General features: G+C 37.8%; 19 protein-coding genes. 6 read left to right on the top strand and 13 right to left on the bottom strand.

Going from position 1 to position 18,596, the window contains the following annotated elements:
- The first annotated feature begins 106 nt into the window (after positions 1–106).
- Both OTG27_RS25860 and OTG27_RS25855 read left to right on the top strand, forming a co-directional pair.
- Positions 107–871 (top strand): MBL fold metallo-hydrolase, encoded by a 765-nt coding sequence (locus OTG27_RS25860; protein WP_268938523.1) that lies wholly within the window; start codon positions 107–109, stop codon positions 869–871.
- Between the two features lie 168 nt (positions 872–1,039).
- Entirely contained in the window at positions 1,040–2,350 is a 1,311-nt protein-coding gene (locus tag OTG27_RS25855) for an MFS transporter (protein WP_268938522.1), read from the top strand.
- 252 nt (positions 2,351–2,602) lie between these two features.
- On the opposite strand, the gene OTG27_RS25850 is transcribed toward OTG27_RS25855, so the two are convergent.
- The 6 genes from OTG27_RS25850 to OTG27_RS25825 all read right to left on the bottom strand — a co-directional run bounded on the left by OTG27_RS25850 (position 2,603) and on the right by OTG27_RS25825 (position 6,234).
- Positions 2,603–2,800, bottom strand: a complete 198-nt coding sequence (locus tag OTG27_RS25850) for a hypothetical protein (RefSeq protein WP_268565755.1) — start codon at positions 2,798–2,800, stop codon at positions 2,603–2,605.
- Between the two features lie 504 nt (positions 2,801–3,304).
- On the bottom strand, positions 3,305–4,000 hold the full coding sequence (locus OTG27_RS25845; protein ID WP_268938521.1) for an aspartate/glutamate racemase family protein: 696 nt from the start codon (positions 3,998–4,000) through the stop codon (positions 3,305–3,307).
- Positions 4,001–4,036: 36 nt separating this feature from the next.
- Positions 4,037–4,459 (bottom strand): FosM family fosfomycin resistance protein, encoded by a 423-nt coding sequence (gene fosM, locus OTG27_RS25840; RefSeq protein ID WP_268938520.1) that lies wholly within the window; start codon positions 4,457–4,459, stop codon positions 4,037–4,039.
- 14 nt (positions 4,460–4,473) lie between these two features.
- Positions 4,474–5,004 carry a PepSY-associated TM helix domain-containing protein gene (locus OTG27_RS25835; RefSeq protein WP_191929433.1) on the bottom strand — a complete coding sequence of 177 codons (531 nt, stop codon included), beginning with the start codon at positions 5,002–5,004 and terminating at the stop codon, positions 4,474–4,476.
- 5 nt (positions 5,005–5,009) lie between these two features.
- Positions 5,010–5,471, bottom strand: coding sequence for a GNAT family N-acetyltransferase (locus OTG27_RS25830; protein WP_268938519.1), 462 nt, complete (start codon positions 5,469–5,471; stop codon positions 5,010–5,012).
- 283 nt (positions 5,472–5,754) lie between these two features.
- Positions 5,755–6,234 (bottom strand): GNAT family N-acetyltransferase, encoded by a 480-nt coding sequence (locus tag OTG27_RS25825; RefSeq protein ID WP_268938518.1) that lies wholly within the window; start codon positions 6,232–6,234, stop codon positions 5,755–5,757.
- 331 nt (positions 6,235–6,565) lie between these two features.
- Between OTG27_RS25825 and OTG27_RS25820 the strand changes: the two genes are divergently transcribed.
- Both OTG27_RS25820 and OTG27_RS25815 read left to right on the top strand, forming a co-directional pair.
- Positions 6,566–7,561 (top strand): zinc-dependent alcohol dehydrogenase family protein, encoded by a 996-nt coding sequence (locus tag OTG27_RS25820; protein ID WP_268938517.1) that lies wholly within the window; start codon positions 6,566–6,568, stop codon positions 7,559–7,561.
- 240 nt (positions 7,562–7,801) lie between these two features.
- Positions 7,802–8,500: a DUF421 domain-containing protein gene (locus OTG27_RS25815; protein WP_268938516.1), complete on the top strand. Its 699-nt coding sequence runs from the start codon at positions 7,802–7,804 to the stop codon at positions 8,498–8,500.
- A 566-nt stretch (positions 8,501–9,066) separates the two neighbouring features.
- On the opposite strand, the gene OTG27_RS25810 is transcribed toward OTG27_RS25815, so the two are convergent.
- The 6 genes from OTG27_RS25810 to speD form a co-directional block, all read right to left on the bottom strand.
- Entirely contained in the window at positions 9,067–9,735 is a 669-nt protein-coding gene (locus tag OTG27_RS25810) for a DUF2642 domain-containing protein (RefSeq protein WP_268938515.1), read from the bottom strand.
- 15 nt (positions 9,736–9,750) lie between these two features.
- The gene (locus tag OTG27_RS25805) at positions 9,751–11,106 is read right to left on the bottom strand and encodes an arsenic transporter (protein WP_268938514.1); all 1,356 of its coding nucleotides are present in this window, start codon (positions 11,104–11,106) and stop codon (positions 9,751–9,753) included.
- Positions 11,099–11,230 carry a hypothetical protein gene (locus tag OTG27_RS25800; protein WP_258249134.1) on the bottom strand — a complete coding sequence of 44 codons (132 nt, stop codon included), beginning with the start codon at positions 11,228–11,230 and terminating at the stop codon, positions 11,099–11,101. The genes OTG27_RS25805 and OTG27_RS25800 overlap by 8 nt, the downstream gene beginning before the upstream one ends.
- A 36-nt stretch (positions 11,231–11,266) precedes the next feature.
- Positions 11,267–12,751, bottom strand: a complete 1,485-nt coding sequence (locus OTG27_RS25795) for a DUF2642 domain-containing protein (protein ID WP_268938513.1) — start codon at positions 12,749–12,751, stop codon at positions 11,267–11,269.
- A 70-nt stretch (positions 12,752–12,821) separates the two neighbouring features.
- Positions 12,822–13,349 (bottom strand): hypothetical protein, encoded by a 528-nt coding sequence (locus OTG27_RS25790; protein ID WP_176474944.1) that lies wholly within the window; start codon positions 13,347–13,349, stop codon positions 12,822–12,824.
- Between the two features lie 416 nt (positions 13,350–13,765).
- Entirely contained in the window at positions 13,766–15,079 is a 1,314-nt protein-coding gene (gene speD / locus OTG27_RS26570; RefSeq protein ID WP_307730192.1) for an adenosylmethionine decarboxylase, read from the bottom strand.
- Between the two features lie 231 nt (positions 15,080–15,310).
- Between speD and OTG27_RS25775 the strand changes: the two genes are divergently transcribed.
- The gene (locus OTG27_RS25775) at positions 15,311–16,579 is read left to right on the top strand and encodes a Rossmann-fold NAD(P)-binding domain-containing protein (RefSeq protein WP_268938512.1); all 1,269 of its coding nucleotides are present in this window, start codon (positions 15,311–15,313) and stop codon (positions 16,577–16,579) included.
- A 119-nt stretch (positions 16,580–16,698) separates the two neighbouring features.
- The gene (locus OTG27_RS25770; protein ID WP_268938511.1) at positions 16,699–17,676 is read left to right on the top strand and encodes a putative sodium/potassium/calcium exchanger; all 978 of its coding nucleotides are present in this window, start codon (positions 16,699–16,701) and stop codon (positions 17,674–17,676) included.
- Positions 17,677–18,187: 511 nt separating this feature from the next.
- Here OTG27_RS25770 and OTG27_RS25765 read toward each other — a convergent pair.
- Positions 18,188–18,596, bottom strand: a 409-nt coding sequence (locus tag OTG27_RS25765; protein ID WP_268938510.1) for a fumarylacetoacetate hydrolase family protein, incomplete at its 5' end; no start/stop codon positions are given.

Raw genomic sequence — 18,596 nt, 5'->3', positions numbered from 1 at the left:
AAGTCAAACGCCTAAAACACTTTAATTTATCTGTGTATTTGAATACTGCTCATATTATACACTTAACACTGTTAAGGAACACATGAAAAGAAAGGGAGTTGTAAAGATGAAGATTACACAAATTCGAAATGCAACGATAGTTGTAGAATATGCAAATAAAAAGTTTTTAATTGATCCTATGTTAGCAGAGAAAGGTGCGTACCCGTCTTTCCCTGGTACGATTAGGCAAGATCAAAAAAATCCTTCAGTGAGTTTACCAACCTCTGCTGACGAGATTATTAGTGGAGTTGATGCAGTCATTGTGACTCATTTACATTTAGACCATTTTGACGAAGCAGCACAAAGACTATTACCAAAAGATATTAAAATGTTCGTTCAAAATGAAGAAGAAGCAAAGGAAGTCCAAAATACCGGGTTCCACAATGTAGAGGTATTAACAAAGGGCACTGTCTTTGAAGGCATCCAATTAGTTAAAACAAGAGGCGAGCATGGAAGAGGAGAAGAACTATTAAAGCGTATGGGGGAAGTATGTGGCGTTGTCTTTAAACATCCAAGTGAAAAAACATTGTACGTAGCTGGTGATACAGTCTGGTATGAAGGTGTACAGGAAGAATTGGATACCCATAAACCAGATATTATTGTTGTCAATGGCGGAGATAATCAATTGATAGAATATGGTTCTCTCATTATGGGAAAAGAAGACATCTATGAAGTACACAAGGCGGCTCCTAATGCAAAGCTTATTTCTGTTCATATGGAAGCTGTTAACCATTGGACACTATCCAGAGAAGAATTAAAAAACTTTAGTAAAGAAAAAGGATTCTCAAGTAATATGTTAGTACCAGAAGATGGTGAACCCTACAAATTTTAATATGAACACCGACATAGTGTCACGTTCCTAATTAAAAATAAGAAATAAAAGAAGCTCATAATTATCGAAATTTAATTATGAGCTTCTTCTAATGACGATATGAAATGTTCCAAGGATGACATCCAAACATGCAAAGCTACAAGGATATTTCGTTAGGAGGTAAAGTTCATGACAATGTCAGCAAAAGATACAAATGCCTCAACACACCAGCCTATATGGCTGCAAGAATATATTGATTCACCAGAAAGACAAATACACCTTTATAAAAAAACATTAAGAATTTTGATTCTTTCACAAATCTTTGGGGGAGCAGGACTTGGAGCCGGTATAACAGTAGGAGCGCTTCTTGCACAAGACATGCTAGGGACTGAAAATGCGGCAGGAATTCCAACTGCCCTATTTACTTTAGGTTCTGCAGGAGCTGCCCTGCTTATTGGCCGGTCTTCGCAACGTTTTGGCCGGAGAGCAGGACTTGCAGGCGGTTTCCTTGCAGGTGGGTTAGGTGCCATTGGTGTTATAATTGCAGCCTTAACCAACAGCATCCCACTTTTATTTATTTCTCTTTTTATTTATGGAGCTGGTACAGCGTCCAATCTACAAGCGCGATATGCAGGAACAGACCTTGCAACAGATAAACAAAGGGCAACTGCTGCAAGCATGGCCATGGTTTCCACTACCTTGGGTGCCGTTGTTGGTCCTAACTTAGTCAATAGAATGGGGGAATTTGCGGATTCAATTGGTGTTCCAACCTTGGCTGGCCCCTTTATCTTGTCAGCCGCCGCTTTTATTATTGCCGGATTATTTATCTTAATTTTACTTCGTCCAGACCCTTTGGTTGTGTCCACAGCTATTGCGAATGCTAAGAAAAAAGGCGATAGCGTACAGACAGGGACAAACTTAAAGAATGCTACCATAAACAAAAAGGGTGTTGTTGTAGGGGCTTTAATTATGATTTTGACTCAATTTGTCATGGCAGCCATTATGACAATGACACCAATTCATATGGGACATCATGGTCATGGCTTGGGAGAAGTAGGATTAGTTATAGGTTTCCATATAGCAGCTATGTACCTTCCTTCACCATTGACAGGTATACTGGTAGATAAGCTTGGCCGTATTACTATGGCTGTTGCTTCTGGTGCTACACTCCTAACCTCAGGATTGGTGGCAGCTTTTGCACCCGTAGGTTCAATGCCACTGCTTACCCTGGCGTTAGTACTGCTAGGTTTAGGCTGGAACTTTGGTTTAATAAGCGGGACTGCTCTCATTATAGATTCAACACACCCATCTGTACGTGCAAAAACACAAGGATCAGTCGATGTACTATTTGCACTGTCAGGAGCAGCTGGTGGTGGCGTATCAGGAATGGTAGTCGCTCATTCTAGTTTTGCAGCATTATCACTTTCTGGAGCCATTCTGTCACTAGTGCTTATTCCTGTAGTTGTTTGGTCTCGGAAAAGTCCAAGCAAAGAGCTATGATAGTTAGACTAATGTAGATATAAAATATTAACAAGGCAGCTTTCAGCAAAAAACTGAAAGCTGCCTTTATTCATATAGGAAGGTAACTTATATAAAACAAGCTTCTAAAGAAGCCCAGGAGCTGTATAAGAAAATGAGGTTTTATGGAATCTCTTGTTGAACTAATCTACCCCGTTTGTTCCATAAGAAAAAGCGCTGCCACAGCAACCCTTTTATTAATGTAAAACACCCGTTAGCCTAGGATATTAATATTTATTGCTTGTCATCAGGTTCTTCCGCATTGCCCATTGTTTTTTGATTTTCACTAAAATGATTAGCTATATATAAAAGTAAACCAAAACTTCCGCCAACAAGTACCCCGAAACCTGAACCAACAGCTAACCATTCCAAGGCATAAAAAACTATTACTCCGAGAAGAACATATGAAAAAACTGTATCAATCTTAAGCAAATCCCATCGTCTCCTTTACTGAAATATAAATTCAAAAGTGTTTTACTGTATCAAATGACCTGAAAGTAATGTATCCAAGCAAAGATACATGGAATGGAGAGATAATAAATATTCATTAAACACCCTAAAATCATTACGTACTTTATGACTCTCTTCTTAATAAGAATTGACAAAAATAGTCCAATAACCGGTAATAGAATAACCGCTATTTGTATCGTTATATTTTCAAAAGTGTGCATCCCCCAAGGACTAACATTCATCAGACCCTTACTATTATGGATGAACAAAAAAGTTCCTGATAAGATCCAAATTAAACTAGTAATAAATATATATGTTACATTTCGCATCTTTATCTCCCTTTAAATTCGAATACCATATCTTCTAGTAAGACTTTAACACACAATTGCATTAATTTGGTTATTTTACCTGAATTAACCTACCCCTAGCTTCACAAAAAAAAGGCCGCCGCAGCAACCTTCCTTTTTAAAGCACAATGTGATCACTTCATTTTTCCAATGCCATATTAACGGATTCGATGGCATGTATGACAGCTGTATCGAATAATGGCACTTCGGAATCCTCGGGTTTTATTTCTAGTAATCCAATTTCTGTGCAGCCTAGTATTATTCCTTCCGCTCCATCATCAACTAACCCCTTGATAACCTTTTTGTAATAGTCCCTTGATGATTGTTGAACTTCCCCTAAACATAATTCTTCATAAATCACTTTATTGATGACTTTTCTATCCTCTTCGCTTGGTATCAGGACCTTGATACCGTTAGTCTCAATTCGTGTTTTATAAAAGTCTTGCTCCATCGTATATTTAGTGCCAAGTAAACCAACCGTACTGATTTTGGACTTTTGAATTTGTTTTGCCGTTGAATCAGCAATGTGCAAAATCGGTAAACTGACTTTTTCTTCAATATATCCAATCACTTTATGCATCGTATTTGTACAAATTAGAATCATTTCGGCACCTGCCTTTTCCAAAGACAGAGCTGCATCGCCTAATAATTTGCCGGAGCTTTCCCAATCCCCTTCAGCTTGGCAGCGTTCGATTTCCTCAAAGTCCACGCTATATAAAATGCACTTGGCTGAATGCAATCCTCCTAATTTGGCTTTTACCTCTTCATTGATGATTCGATAATATTCCAACGATGACTCCCAGCTCATGCCGCCAATAAGGCCAATAGTTTTCATGAACATTCCCCTTTTCATTTGAAGATGGCTTACTTATCAGTCGAAAAACTCCATATGGGCTTTTTCTTGTTTGTAGTAATCTATTCTATTTTGTAAAGTCCCTGTATGAAACTCAAACTTATGACCATCTGGATCAGTGAAATAAATGGACTTCTTATCTTTTTCATCTCTTGGACGTCCTGACAGGATGTTTACATTCAATCCGATCATTTTCTCGTACATGTTCATGAAGTCGGCTTTCTCTATGGAAAAGGCGATATGTGTGTATGATTGGCTTATTTCATTACGGGGAATATCTTTTTCTTCATTCAGGGCAATCCACATTCCATTCAAATCAAAGTAAGCTGTGGTTCGGCCCTTAACTAATAATTTCGCATCAAAAACCTTTTGATAAAATTCTATGGAACTGTCTAAATCAGAAACTGAAAATAAAAAGTGATTCAACCCTTTTATGGACACATTACCACCTCATATTAAGATTTCCTTTTATTCGCCATTAGACGCTTATAGAGAGGATACCCGAACATGTAATAACCGGAAAACGAGAGCAGGATCAAGGATAAACCCGTCAGTGTGAGGATACTGTATCTATACCAATCACCAAAGAAGGTTCCATCATGCAAGGTAATGAGGAACGTCGAGTAATCCGGATTTGTGGATAACACTTTTCCCGTACTCACATCCATTTGGACACCTTGACCGTTATTAAAGCGAACCTGGTACACATTTGCACTTGGCCTATATTCGATTCTAAATATATCTTCAACCGAATCCGCACCTGGTAGATCCTGAGACACAGCAATGGACACGACCTTCTCCATAGGTATCGCTTGATCTGGACTTGCCTCTTTCCCCGTCCTTAACTCATCAGCCACTCCGAGTGGAATCATATAAACAAGCACGAGGCCCGTGACTGCAATGAACATAAAAAAAATGGATAAAACCAATCCAGTCCATTTATGTACTTTTCGGCTTAATTGATACAACTTTACAGATTTCGACAATTCCATCACGTCCCTTGACTATTTTTCAAAAAATTTTTCTTCATGACCACCCTATCTTCATTTACAACATAATCATTCTTCAGATAAAATGCTTCTGCAAGCCCGTCATTGGCCGTTAATAGATATAGACTTTTAATCTCTCTCTTCTGCAGTTCAGCTTCCAAAGCTCGAAGCATTTTTGAGCCATGCCCTTTGCCTTGCATTTGATTATTCACACAAAGTTCTGCCAAATAATACGTTAAACCTTGATCAGACACTTTACTATTTCCAGCAATGAAACCAACTGGTTTATGATCAATATGAAATAAAAACCCAAGAAATTTAGGTGTATGCAATAAGTCGGAAAGTCTCTCTTTAGCCGTTTCATAGGTCCATCTTTCATTCCATGGTTCACGATTAAAAACGTTCATGTAGAGTTCGATGCATAGCTCCAAATTCTCCAATGTCAGTGGTATCATTTCCGTCATATTCATGCTTCCTTTCTATTTTTCTTAAAATTATGTATATTAATCCAAATTATATCTTATCCTTATTGAACTATCCTGTCCCTATAGGACCATAAAGAGCTGCCTAAGAAGAAGAAATGAAGGGGGCATACAATGAGCAGATTAGATAATTATGAGGTTCTAAAGAGAAATATGCTATTCCAGGCAGCATTAGCAATGAATAAAACCCGCTTTAGCTGACAGTCCAGTCCTGCCTTAGTGGATTCTATAAGAAAAAGGTCGACCGGATTTTTACTGGTCGACCTTAGTTCATTGCTAACTTTTTCACGAATAAAACTCTATCTTGATTATGTCCGTCATAGTCAGAGTGGACTGAAACACCATCAATGAATGTATCTCCCTCTTCCATTTCCAATCCCATCTTGGTATGATAGGCGATTGAAGATTTGTTGACTGGAGATGTTACACAATGGACAACATTGCGGCCTTTTTGATAAACGACATCGAAAAATTGATTATATAACTGTCTTCCGATATCACTTTTTCTGTATTCAGGATGAACTCCGACAAAGTGAATATATGCCTCATCAGGCTGAGATTGAGATAGAATCCCTATTAGGAAACCGACTATGTTCCCTTCCTTTTCGGCTATGAAACTTGTATTTGTAAAATGATCAAAGAATAATTTCGGTAGCATATCAGACATTTGCCTTCCTCCCCACCATTCATTGATTAGCGGCGATATGGCATAGTAATCTGACCCTTTCACTGAACGAATTTCCATCCTTCTCCCCCTTTAATCATTAAGGCCTTTTTCACGAACTCATTCAATAATTAACATACCCCGTTAGTTCATTAACTTTTCATACGATAAAATTACAATTCCACATATTACTGAAACTTCGCCAAATACCTTGATAGCCCCTAATCATATTAATATTTTAATGATTTAAGAGACTTCTCTTAATTCCCTTTAAAAAATGTGCGTAACTTTTAATTTTATAGTAGATAAAGTATCATTGATTTTACAAGTAAAGACTAAATATTCTTACATTTCATCCTATTCCCTGAGATACTTAAGAAATTCCCCATAAAAATAAATAGGAGTGACTAAAGTGAAAGCACAAATCATTCAATCTTTTGGCGATCCATCCGTATTTCAGCTTGAAGAGGTTTCAAAACCCGAATTAAAACCTGGACATGTACTTATTCAAGTCAAGGCTTCAAGTGTAAATCCTATTGATACGAAAGTCCGTGCTGGTGCAGTTCCAGCCGTTTCACCCGAGTTTCCAGCCGTTTTACATGGTGATGTCGCAGGTTTGGTATCTGCAGTGGGAGAAGGAGTGACTGTGTTTAAAGTTGGCGATGAAGTGTTTGGATGCGCAGGTGGTTTTAAAGGGACTGGCGGTGCACTTGCAGAGTTCATGCTTGCAGATGCTGATTTACTTGCTCACAAGCCGAAGAATTTGACGATGGAAGAAGCCGCTGCTTTACCACTGGTTGCCATTACCGCTTGGGAAGCATTATTCAATCGGGCACATCTAGTCCCTGGTCAGGATATACTGATCCATGCAGCAACCGGCGGTGTAGGCCACATTGCCCTTCAGCTGGCCAAATGGAAAGGCGCGACAGTCTATACAACTGCCTCTTCGCAAGAGAAGCTGGAGATTGGCACGCGCCTTGGGGCAGATGTAACGATCAATTATCGAGAAGAAGGCGTTCACGACTATGTACAAAAGTATACAGACGGAAAAGGATTTGACGTTGTGTTTGACACGGTAGGCGGAGAAAACCTTGATCGCTCTTTTGAGGCGGCTGCGGTACATGGAACGGTGGCAGCCATTGCTGCCCGTTCGACTCATGACCTCTCCCCAGTGCATTCAAAGGGACTTTCCCTCCATGTTACCTTTATGTTGTTGAAGATATTAAATAAGGACATGCATAAGCAATATGGAGAGATTTTGAAGAAGGTTGCCAAGGTGGTTGAGGAAGGTAAGCTTCGCCTGCTTGTGGATCCAAACATGTTCACGTTTGATGAAGTCTCAAAAGCTCATGAGTACTTGGAGTCAGGCAAGGCGATAGGAAAAATTGTTTTGAAAAATGATTGGTAATGAATAGGCACTTTAACAACTTTATGTTCATTTAAAAATAGGCGGTACGGTGAAAATCTCTATAGATTCTCGCTGTACCGTCTTCTTTTATTTAATAGGATAATACCGCCTCTGATGTTGGGTATTCTTCTTTAATAGAATTGCAGAAAACGGTACTCTGCCGTGTGATATAAATACCAGGTGAAATTTGGTTTAAATGATTGTTAAAAAGGAGAAAGGGAAAAAAGGTGAGGTGATAAAATGTTTTATCTGGAAATAGCAACGAAGCTGGTGATTGGGCTGGCTGGACTCCTGGCAGTGACAAGGCTCCTTGGAAAAAAAGAAATGTCTCAAGTGACCCCTTTTGATTTTATTTACGCTTTAGTATTAGGCGGCATTCTGGAAGAAGGCATTTACGATGAAAAAGTGTCGATCTGGCAGATTCTATTTGCCATTTGCCTTTGGGGGATTTCCGTTTATATCATTGAGATTTCCGCTCAAAAAAGTGATCGCATGAAAAAATTGTTCAAAGGACATCCTTCTTTGATTATTCGTAATGGCGAATTGGATATAAAACAAATGAAAAAAAATCACCTGGAAATTGAACAGGTTCGAACCATGCTGCGGAAACAGGGGGTGTTCACTCTCCGGGAAGTGCGAGATTTATATCTTGAGCCTGGCGGGGACATCAGTGTAAAGCTTCATTCTAAGGCGGGAAGCATCACACCAGATATGCTTGACCTCAATCCTAGGGATGAAGCACCTTCTATCTTAGTAATTGAAGAAGGCCAAATAAAAGAGGAAGAACTTCGATCCGTGAAAAAATCAAAAGAATGGCTTCTGGAAGGGCTTCAGAAGAGGAATTATAAAAAAATTGAGGATATCCTATATGGAGAATGGTCAGAAACGGATGGATTCTATATACAGCCGTATCCCAAAGAAAACTCTCATATACAATAAAAAACTTGAAGATATTTTATTTTTCACACCGCTTAATTATAGACGGTATAGTGAAAACCTCTAAGATTCCCGCTGTACCGTCTGCTTTTAAAAAACCAATAGGCCAGGTCGCCCCTCTTGTTCTTCATTCAAAGCATATTTTCTACTTCAAGAAAAATTCATTTAGTTCAATAAGATAAAAATGCCTTAAAGACAGATCGTGAAAAAAGTTTTATTCTCCCTTCTCCCTTCTCAGTTATCATTTCAAAATGACTGTTCGAAATTTAAAAAAATTCGCCAACCATTTGAGCGGCTCTATCAGTTTTTAGTTTTGGCATTCAATGTGAATTTTAAGGGGTGGCTTCAGGTGTTCTTTCTCACTAAAAAGCGACAGCTAAATGCAGAAAGTTAATCATTAAAAAATTCCTAAGCTTTTGCTCTCTGCATTTATGATTTCTAACTCTCAAAACACCTATTTTTTACAAAAATATTCATATGTAAGATGTGGTTTTTTTTCTAAAGTACTCTCACCTTGTTTACACTTTAGAGAAGAAAAAACAAAAGGCAGCATATTTGCTGCCTTTCATTCAGGGTAGGTGAACTGTTTTAATATGATGAAGATTTAAATATACAGGTTCCTCCCTAGCCGTAATAAGTTCGACAAAATTATCTTCTAACTTATTAATTTGTCCAATTAAATTGGACTGTTCTCCTATATTAAAAATTATTAAGCTACCGACCATTTTTTCCACTTGTACTTCAAAGGTTCTTGCCATTGAAAGTTTTGATGGATGTACAGGAAGGTCCTTGTTACTTAAACCATAAGGTGTTTGATTGTCTGTGTATGGGATAATCCACTTTAAATGCATTAAAGGTATATACATATTCTTATAAACCGGTGAGTAAAATTCAAAGTAATTATTCATCACCCTTGTTATATAACCATGTAAAGGCTGGTTACCAGTTACGTATATTTCCGTGAACATCCCTTTCGCGGATAAAAGAGTTTTTCGTAGTGATAATTCTACCTCAGCTTCAATTACAGGTGAGTCTACAGGAAGGGAAATCTCTTCGTTTTCCGTAGTATTCACTTTACAATTTTGAATATGAATTATTGGAAGATACACAAAATCCTTTCCATTAAAGATAACCACTACATCAATACCTGTGTCTACCAATGTACCGAGAAAAAACTTTTTTCCGGAAACTTCTATTTTAATTGTTTCTCCTCTGAGCTTTTGTAAGATTTTATTCATAATCACCCCTCCTTCCTACTTTAATAACCAAGTGGTCCAAAAATACAGTGAGATCAAACTTACGATTAACCCTATTGGAATTATCAAAAAGGTAACCCTAAGATACTTTCCCCATGATATATTGATGGAGTGTTTCTTCAATATATACATCCAAATTAATGTAGCCAGCGTACCAACAGGCGTTAACAAAGCACCAATATCGCTTCCAATCACGTTAGCTAGATAAGCAATTTGTACAAGGTGAGGATCCAATCCCATCTCTGTTATCGACAAAGTCCCTATCATGACTGCAGGAAGATTGTTAAATAAATTGGAAAGGATCGTTAATAATATGCCCATGATCATGGTAGCGTTGAATGGGCTGTCCATTATTAAGGGTTTTAAATTGCTGACTAGATAATCATTCAAGCCGACATTCTTCAAACCATATACCAGCACGTACATATTGAAAGCAAATAAAAGAACATGCCAAGGTGTTTTCTTTACAATATCGCTAAGACCCGTTTTGGTTTTATACCATCTCAGTAATATTAAAAGGAACGCTCCCACCATACCGATCAATTCCAAGGGAACCCCAAATGGTGTAAGTGCGAAGAAGCTCGCCCGAGTTAAAATGACGATGGCAAAACTCATTTTAAACAACTTCCAATCGTTATTTTCGGTTTGTTGTTTAACATCGAGTGGATGAGTTTGTACATAGCGTGAAAAGGTATTATCCCATTTTACAGGAACACTGGGAATTTTCTTTGGAAGGTCCTTCTTAAAATATAGATAAAGTAATAACCCGATTGTTAAAATCCCTATCATTGAAGGAACAAACATCATATTGATATAACTATTAAGGCTCAATCCTACAATTTTTAGTGCAATCAAATTGGAAATATTGCTTACTGCTATTGGGGCACTCGCTGCCGTTGCAATTAAAGCTCCTGATATTAGAAAGGGGATTTTTTGGTGAGGTTTAATCTTTAGTAACGTTATAATGTGAATAATGATAGGTGTTGTGATAAGGATACTTCCATCGTTATTGAAAAACATGGTCATGAAAAAACATAGGAGATTAGTGTAAACGAATAATCTAATCCCTGAACCCTTTGACCGGGTGATGATATTCAAAGCAATCCACCTAAAAAAACCAATGCTCTCAAGTACAATAGACATCATTATGGTGGATAATATGGTTAAAGATGCGCCCCTGATAATATCAAATATATTTAAAACATCCATCCAAGGAACAATGCCTGCAACTAACACAGTCAAGGCACCTATTGTAGTAGGTATCGTTTCATTAATCCCAAATGGTCTCCATAACATGAGAATAATTGTTAAAGTGAAAATTATTGACATCAAGACAATTTGTGAACTAAGCATTTACCTCCGCCGCCTTGTTTTTGGATGGTGTAATTTTTACGGTATCAGGAGTGGTTTGATTTTGAGGTTTTACAAAAAAAGAATAGAAGACTCCCCCAATTACAGAAAAAAACAAAATCATCATTCCAAGTCCTCCTTTCAATTAGCCTTGAATTGTATCTTAAGGCTTTGACCGTTTTGCCTTCAATTTCCCATGCATTTTTTCGGCAAACTTCATCAATGAATAATATTCGTTTTTTTGATTTCCATTGTCTGTACTCATTTTTTCAGTGGACTTTATTAATTCGTAACATTTCTTATCTATCAGTTTTCTTTTTTCTTTTAAATCATTTTTCTTCGCGGATTGTTCGTTCATTTCTTGAGGGCTTGAGTTCCTGAATACTTCAGTCAGGTTTTCTTGGATTTCGTCTTGTCTATCTTTATTATTAGTTACTGAAGGGTTTTCCTTCTTACCTTCTTTTTTCTTCTTTTCACGGGATTTTTGTTTCTTATATTTTTTATCCGCACTTTTTTTTATTACATTGGACTGATCTTTGTTCACTTCATTTACTGTAGATTGAAGAGTGAGTTCTTCCCTCACGTTAGATAAAACTTCCGGGTGTGCACTTATTTCAGGATTAGATTCTGAAGGGTTTTCCTTCTCACTTTTTTTCTTTTTTTCAGTGGACTTTTGTTTCTTATATTTATTAGTACTTTTCTTTACATTGGATTGATTTTTGTTCACTTCATTTACTGAAGATTGAACAGTCTGTTCTTCTCTTACATCAGATAAAACTTCTGCATGTGTACTTCTTTCAGTTGGTGAAGTTGGTCCTTCTTTTCCAATAGTTAAAATGGCTTGTTCTTGTTTCTCTTCAACCGGCTCTTCCTTCACGACAGATAAAACTTCCGGATATGCACTTATTTCAGTTGGTAAGGGTTGTTCTTCTTTTCCAATAGTTAAAATGGCCTGTTCTTGTTTCTCTTCAACCGGCTCTTCCTTCACGACAGATAAAACTTCCGGATATGCGCTTATTTCAGTTGGTAAGGGTTGTTCTTCTTTTCCAATAGTTAAAATGGCCTGTTCTTGTTTCTCTTCAACCGGCTCTTCCTTCTCTTTGGAATTAACTTCAGTGTCTTCCATCAACATGGAATCACTTTCCTTAACTTGATCTGACTCTGACTGTTTATTTTCAGTTTTTCCGTCCTTATTTTCCTGTTGTTTGTTCTCTGACGATTCCTTATTCTCTATCCCTTTGAAAATATAAAGTATATTTGATAATTGGATATATAGTTGCTTATCCTTATTTAATAAAACGATATAATCATTAGTTACGGTACTTAAAAATCCATCCAAGGATAGATTATTCTCTCTGTTTATTGTCACCCAATGACCTTTGAGTTCATTTATTAATTCTGTAAAGCTTTGTTTCTGTGTTAGTTCGTGGTCAAGTATTTGAACTTGGAATTCCTTGGTGTTTTTTGATAGGGCATAAACCTGATTTAAGTTAAAATAACATGGTTTATCAGGATTCATTTGAATGACGATAAAGTCGCTTTTCACATCCAGTACCACCCCATCATGAACGGTTTTATCATCGGAAATGATACTTACATTAAAACCTATCAGTGAATGAAGTGCCTCTTGAAAATTTTGTTTTTTCATCTGATGAGTCCCCCCTTATTAGTTGGATGGTCGCTTCTGTTCAGAAGCGACACATCATTTATGGGATATACTATTTTTCTTTTTCTTCGGCTTTGTTATCTTTATTTTTATCCGATTTTCCATCGTCTTTGTTATTTTTATTTTTTTCCGATTTTTCATCTTCTTTTTGTTTCTCTACTCTTGCCCCGTAACTGATACTGCGGATATGGAACATTGACAGGCGAATAACTTCTTCGTTTAGTATTAACGTTACAAATTCATCATTAATATCATGAAGTACGCCTTCAAGCTTCTCAGGACCGCCTCGGTTAATATTTACCCATTGATTTCTAAGGTCATCTAGTAAGCCTTTAAAAGTTGCAGCTGTTTTAAAAGTAAAATCTTCGGGAATTTCCAATTGAAATTGGAACCCCTTCTTTACATTCTCGGTAATACTTTTTATATGGTCGGTTTTATAGTAGATAACACCTTCTTGTTCAGTTAAAATCGATAAGTGGTCATCATATACCCCTAATAATAATCCTGTCCGAGATTCTGGCCCTCCTCTATCTACCTTTAGAACTTTCCCAACCAAATTCGTTAACCATTCCTTATTCATAATGTTGCCCCTCCTATATAATCATTTACCCTGTATGTATATGTGTCATGGAATGACATTGTGTCGTGGTAAATGTCCAACTTCTATCCATACAGCTGAAATTCATTAAAAATGTGTATATGCACTAACCTTTAGATTTTCCTGGGGTTAAATGAATAAATGACTGAAATGACTGAATGAACTCTATGATAGGAGGGTAAAAAGATGGCGCGAAATCCATTTAAGAAATTCGCTCATCATCTAACAGATGAATTGGTGTAATGAATAGTCCAACTTTAATGAACCTAAATGAAGAGTGGATCGCTGTTTAGCGGATTATTAAAACGAATATACCCAGAAAGATACAAAAAAAGACCCCGGCGTATTACCGGAGTCATTTTAAGCAGCAAAACTCTCTAAAAAAACATGGTGTTTGGTTACCATTTTTCTATTTCGTTTTTATACAGTTCGTGTAATTTTAGATTTTTGAGGCTATTCATAACGGCTTTTCCCCGTACTTCCTTAATTGGCGAAGGAATAGTGAACAAATTCGACATATCTGAAGTCAGAGCCTGATGTTGGACAGAAATACTCGGAATAATTCTTGGAAGCTTGAAATGTGCTGCTAAATGAAATCCCCATAAGCCAAAAGATGGGACAATAACATTGTATTCAAGTGTATTAAGACCGGCCTTATTAATAGTTTTACCAATACTCCAAAATACTGTTGGTGTATCTTCTGGTGAATTGGACTGGCAAACTAACACACCTTGTTTGGATAATATTTTTGCTGTTTGACTGAACAATTCAATTGTATATAATGAGCTAATGACTGGGTCAACGGGATCCGGAAAATCAATAATTATTACGTTGTAGGGCTGCAATTCCCTTAAAATAAATTTCTTTGCATCTTCAAAATGAATATTTACCCTTTCGTCCAATAGAGAACGATTATTTTGAGTTTTTAATTTTGGATTTGTCTTTGCAAGTTCAATCACCTGAGGATCAATATCAACAAGATCGACATGTTTTACGTTGGGATATTTAAGAACTTCACGTAAAGCAAGTCCATCTCCACCTCCTAATATGAGAACCCGTTCATGATCAGAAGCCATCTCCATCGCAGGGAATACTAATGCTTCATGATAATGCCTTTCATCCAATGAAGAAAATTGTAACTCTTGATCTAAATATAACCGCAGGTCATTGGCCTCAACTAAAGTAATATCTTGAAATTGACTGGAACCATGATAGAGAATATTATGTTGTCCTTCCACAAGTTCCTTTAACTGTATACTATCATATGCATTTCCGCGATCATCCCGTAATTCTACATTCCTTTCACTATCTTTCTTTTTACTGCCATCATGAGTGAAAATAAGATCTTTTATGGCAGGTTCATTTCTTGATTCATGTCCGCGTGAAAGTTCATAAACACAAGCGGAACCCGCTTTCATTTCGATAAGAAGCTCTTCTAATACTGGCCATAATTCCTGATTTCCGCACGTATATAAATCTAAAGCTGCATAACGGTGTTCCGGCCATGTATGAATCGAAAAATGGGAAGTTGAGAGAATGATGGCACCCGTTACCCCGTGAGGCAAAAATGAATGGAAATGAGTATTTAAAATCTCCATTCCTAAATCAGACACCGCTTTGGTTAAAATTCTTTCCAACAACTTCGCATCATTTAGAATTTCTGCCTCGCATTCCTTAGCATCTATAATGAGATGCCGTCCATTCGAATCCAAATAATTCCACTTCCTTTCAAGTAATAGCAATTATGGAAGTTTTACAGTTTACGATAGAGCAACTGTTACCTACCATGCTTGTATAACTATTTTATGTTCAATAAGATAAATGGTTTGTACCATTTCCATAAAATAATTTCTATTCACTTTGGAGTGTTGTGGAACCCGTCCATATCATTTCGTATAGGTTTTACATATGTTATATAAAAAGGATTTGGACGAGATATGAATATGAAGGCCAAAAATACAGTGATCTCCATTCTGGGAAGCGCTGGCGGTGTGGCAAAGTCATTACTCGCAATATTAAATAAATCGATACTCGATAATAAAGACCCGATTCACGACACCATTTTTAATGACAAAATACACTTAATCGATGTGAAACAAAAAGAACTAGAGTATTACCATAATCTTTTCCCTAATTTAGTCAATAAGCTTTTGCTACACGAATTTGATTTAATGGATACGATGACATTAAAAAAGCATCTGGAGAGCACAAAAACAGATATTGTGGTTGATCTTTCCTATGCTGACACAGTGGAGATGCTGAAATGCTGCAATGAATTCGGTGTGAAATATGTTAATTCTGCCTTGGAGAACACGATGATTGACGAAAATGAAGATTTGTATGCCGGATTCCCTTTGATTGAGAGAATTAGATACTTTGAAAAATTCAAAAAAACTTTCACCAATACGTCCGCTATCGTTTGCTCCGGGATGAATCCAGGAGTCGTTCAATGGATGGCGATAGAGCTTCTCAACCAATATGCCCAAGACTCACCAATTGCTTGCTATATTGTTGAACAGGACACTTCTTTTTTTAAGGATAAGAAATTGGCAAAAGAGGACGTCATCTATACAACCTGGTCACCAGAATGTTTCCTTGATGAAGCGATCATGAGCTACCCGATGCTTATCCAGCACCACACACCACTCTTCTTATACGAGCCAGTTTATAACCTTGAATTCAAAGTGAATTTAGGCGGGAACCAGTTTTATGGTTGTTTGATGCCTCACGAAGAAGTATATACGTTATGTCAGTTGTATGATATGGAAGGTGGCTTTTTATATAAAGTGAATGAACATACCACCGAGTTAATCCGTTCCCATCTGGATGACGTTGATGAATTATGGAATCATGAAATGAAGGTTCTTGATCCGCTTGAGGCGCCATTGAAAGGGGAAGATTTGGTGGGGGTGCTTCTTGTGTTTAAAGACAAGGAGCGATATATGTACAATATTTTAAACAATGATGCGGTGTTTTCAGAATATAAAACCAATGCGACCTATTTTCAGGTAGCGTGCGGTATCTACGCTTCATTAACCGTACTTTTGCTCGACCAAATACCTAAAGGTGTATATTATGTGGACGAGTTATTGTTAACAACAAACAATCATTATGCTCAATATTTGACCTATTACATGAAGGATTTTGTGACAGGGGAAAATGAAAATACAGATGGTTGTTTGCTAAATAGGATGAGGAAGTTTCGCGATTGAAATCACTCTTTAGAAAGTGATCAAAAATCTTTGCAAAATTAATGTATTGGAGTCTAATCAAATTCCGGATTTTTTTCATAAGTTAATCAAGAAAATAAATTTAATAAGTTGGTGAAAAAATGAAGAAAAAATCTAATAAAAAAGATCAGCCAGTGCCTGCAACTCAAGAGGTAAAAGAAGAAATAGACACCAAAGGGAAAAAAGGGCCGAAAGATGGTACAGCCTCCACCGAGTCAGGGCAAACCCAGGAGCTTTCGGAACCTAAAGGCCATAAAGGTTCACATGAAGGAGGAGAAACAGCGGGAACCGGTGAGGGGAAAAAGGGCAAAGGTGCCAAAGGAAAAAAAGGATCGAAAGATGATGATACAGCCTCCACCAAGTCAGTGCAAACCGAGGAGCTCTCTGAACCTAAAGGCGATAAAGGTCCTCATGAAGGAGGAGATTCAGCGGGAACCGCTGAGGGGAAAAAGGGCAAAGGTGCCAAAGGGAAAAAAGGACCGAAAGATGATACATCCTCCACCAAGTCAGGGCAAACCGAGGAGCTCTCGGAACCTAAAGGCGATAAAGGTCCTCATGAAGGAGGAGATTCAGCGGGAACCGGTGACGTGAAAAAGGACAAAGGCGCCAAAGGGAAAAAAGGACCGAAAGATGGCGCATCCTCCACCGAGTCAGTCCAAACCGAGGAGCTCTCGGAACCTAAAGGCCATAAAGGGCCTCATGAAGAAGGAGAATCAGCGGGAACCGGTGAGGTAAAGCATGGCAAAGGTGCCAAAGGGAAAAAAGGATCGAAAGATGATACAGCCTCCACCGAGTCAGGGCAAACTCAGGAGCTCTCAGAACCTAAAGGCCATAAAGGTTCTCATGAAGAAGGAGAATCAGCGGGAACCGGCGAGGGGAAAAAGGGCAAAGGTGCCAAAGGAAAAAAAGGATCGAAAGATGATACAGCCTCCATCGAGTCAGGGCAAACCCAGGAGCTCTCGGAACCTAAAGGCGATAAAGGTCCTCATGATGGAGGAGATTCAGCTGGAACCGGTGAGGGGAAACATGGCAAGGGCCCCAAGGGCCCTAAAGGGAAAAAAGGGCCGAAAAAAAGATAGCATCAAAAGACAACTATGGGATATAAATATTCTTGTGTAATGTGGTTTAACCTTTTGAGCCTGGCGATGTCTTTCTTTTGGAGGGTATCGCCCAATCGCATTACGCCCACGACATTCTTGAAGTTAGGAGCTGTCAATCAAGACAGCTCTTTCGTTATTCAATTAACACCCGTGATTCTTCTTTGGTATTGTCATTTTTTGGAGGTAGGGATGTTTATTTTAATGGTAGTTTAATAACAGATTTCTATTTTGGTTTGGTTGGGATAATACATTGAATTAGTGATTTCAACGAATGCTTCAGGCGTAAAAACATATTAAATTTCATTCGTATAACAAGCCATGTTAACTAAAAAATATTTACATACCGTTTATGATTGAAAAGACTGATCGTAATTCCTCCATTTAAATACTCAACAAATTATCATCCATTCCATTATATCCTTAATTAAAGAAAAAGCTGCCTTAAAGGCAGCTCTGATCTTTTTTAATGTATTAAGAATTCCAGCAAATCCTACTGGACACCATTACATAACCGACCGATATTCTCGACTTCAACAACGACTTCATCACCCGACTTGATCATGCAGCTGCCAGATGGTGAACCCGTGGCCAAAATATCACCGGGCTCCAGTGTCATTACCTGTGAAAGCCAGCTGATTAAAAATGGAATGCTTAAAGACATTTCATTGGTATTTCCGTCTTGGACGACGCGGCCGTTTAAAGTGGTCACAATCCTTAAGTTTGTAGGATCTACCCCGGTAACGATGCATGGTCCCAAAGGTCCGAATGTATCAAATCCTTTGCCCCGCGTAAACTGTGGATCTTTTTTTGTAAGATCTCTTGCTGTCACGTCATTAAATATCGTGCAGCCGAATACATAATCAAGAGCATCTTCTTCTTTAATGTTTTTTCCGCGCTTA

This window comes from Peribacillus sp. AS_2, assembly GCF_026891895.1.
In the GTDB taxonomy this organism is placed as follows: domain Bacteria; phylum Bacillota; class Bacilli; order Bacillales; family DSM-1321; genus Peribacillus; species Peribacillus frigoritolerans.
Note: the sequence above shows the minus strand (reverse complement) of the source record. Positions and strands in the feature narration are given on the sequence as shown.

Bases quoted from the DNA above. Each gene is read 5' to 3' on its own strand.
- OTG27_RS25860 (WP_268938523.1), top strand. From the start codon at position 107: ATGAAGATTACACAAATTCGAAATGCAACGATAGTTGTAGAATATGCA.
- OTG27_RS25855 (WP_268938522.1), top strand. From the start codon at position 1,040: ATGACAATGTCAGCAAAAGATACAAATGCCTCAACACACCAGCCTATA.
- OTG27_RS25845 (WP_268938521.1), bottom strand. From the start codon at position 4,000: ATGAAAACTATTGGCCTTATTGGCGGCATGAGCTGGGAGTCATCGTTG.
- OTG27_RS25830 (WP_268938519.1), bottom strand. From the start codon at position 5,471: ATGACGGAAATGATACCACTGACATTGGAGAATTTGGAGCTATGCATC.
- OTG27_RS25825 (WP_268938518.1), bottom strand. From the start codon at position 6,234: ATGGAAATTCGTTCAGTGAAAGGGTCAGATTACTATGCCATATCGCCG.
- OTG27_RS25815 (WP_268938516.1), top strand. From the start codon at position 7,802: ATGTTTTATCTGGAAATAGCAACGAAGCTGGTGATTGGGCTGGCTGGA.
- OTG27_RS25810 (WP_268938515.1), bottom strand. From the start codon at position 9,735: ATGAATAAAATCTTACAAAAGCTCAGAGGAGAAACAATTAAAATAGAA.
- OTG27_RS25805 (WP_268938514.1), bottom strand. From the start codon at position 11,106: ATGCTTAGTTCACAAATTGTCTTGATGTCAATAATTTTCACTTTAACA.
- OTG27_RS25800 (WP_258249134.1), bottom strand. From the start codon at position 11,230: ATGATGATTTTGTTTTTTTCTGTAATTGGGGGAGTCTTCTATTCTTTT.
- OTG27_RS25795 (WP_268938513.1), bottom strand. From the start codon at position 12,751: ATGAAAAAACAAAATTTTCAAGAGGCACTTCATTCACTGATAGGTTTT.
- OTG27_RS25790 (WP_176474944.1), bottom strand. From the start codon at position 13,349: ATGAATAAGGAATGGTTAACGAATTTGGTTGGGAAAGTTCTAAAGGTA.
- OTG27_RS25775 (WP_268938512.1), top strand. From the start codon at position 15,311: ATGAAGGCCAAAAATACAGTGATCTCCATTCTGGGAAGCGCTGGCGGT.
- OTG27_RS25770 (WP_268938511.1), top strand. From the start codon at position 16,699: ATGAAGAAAAAATCTAATAAAAAAGATCAGCCAGTGCCTGCAACTCAA.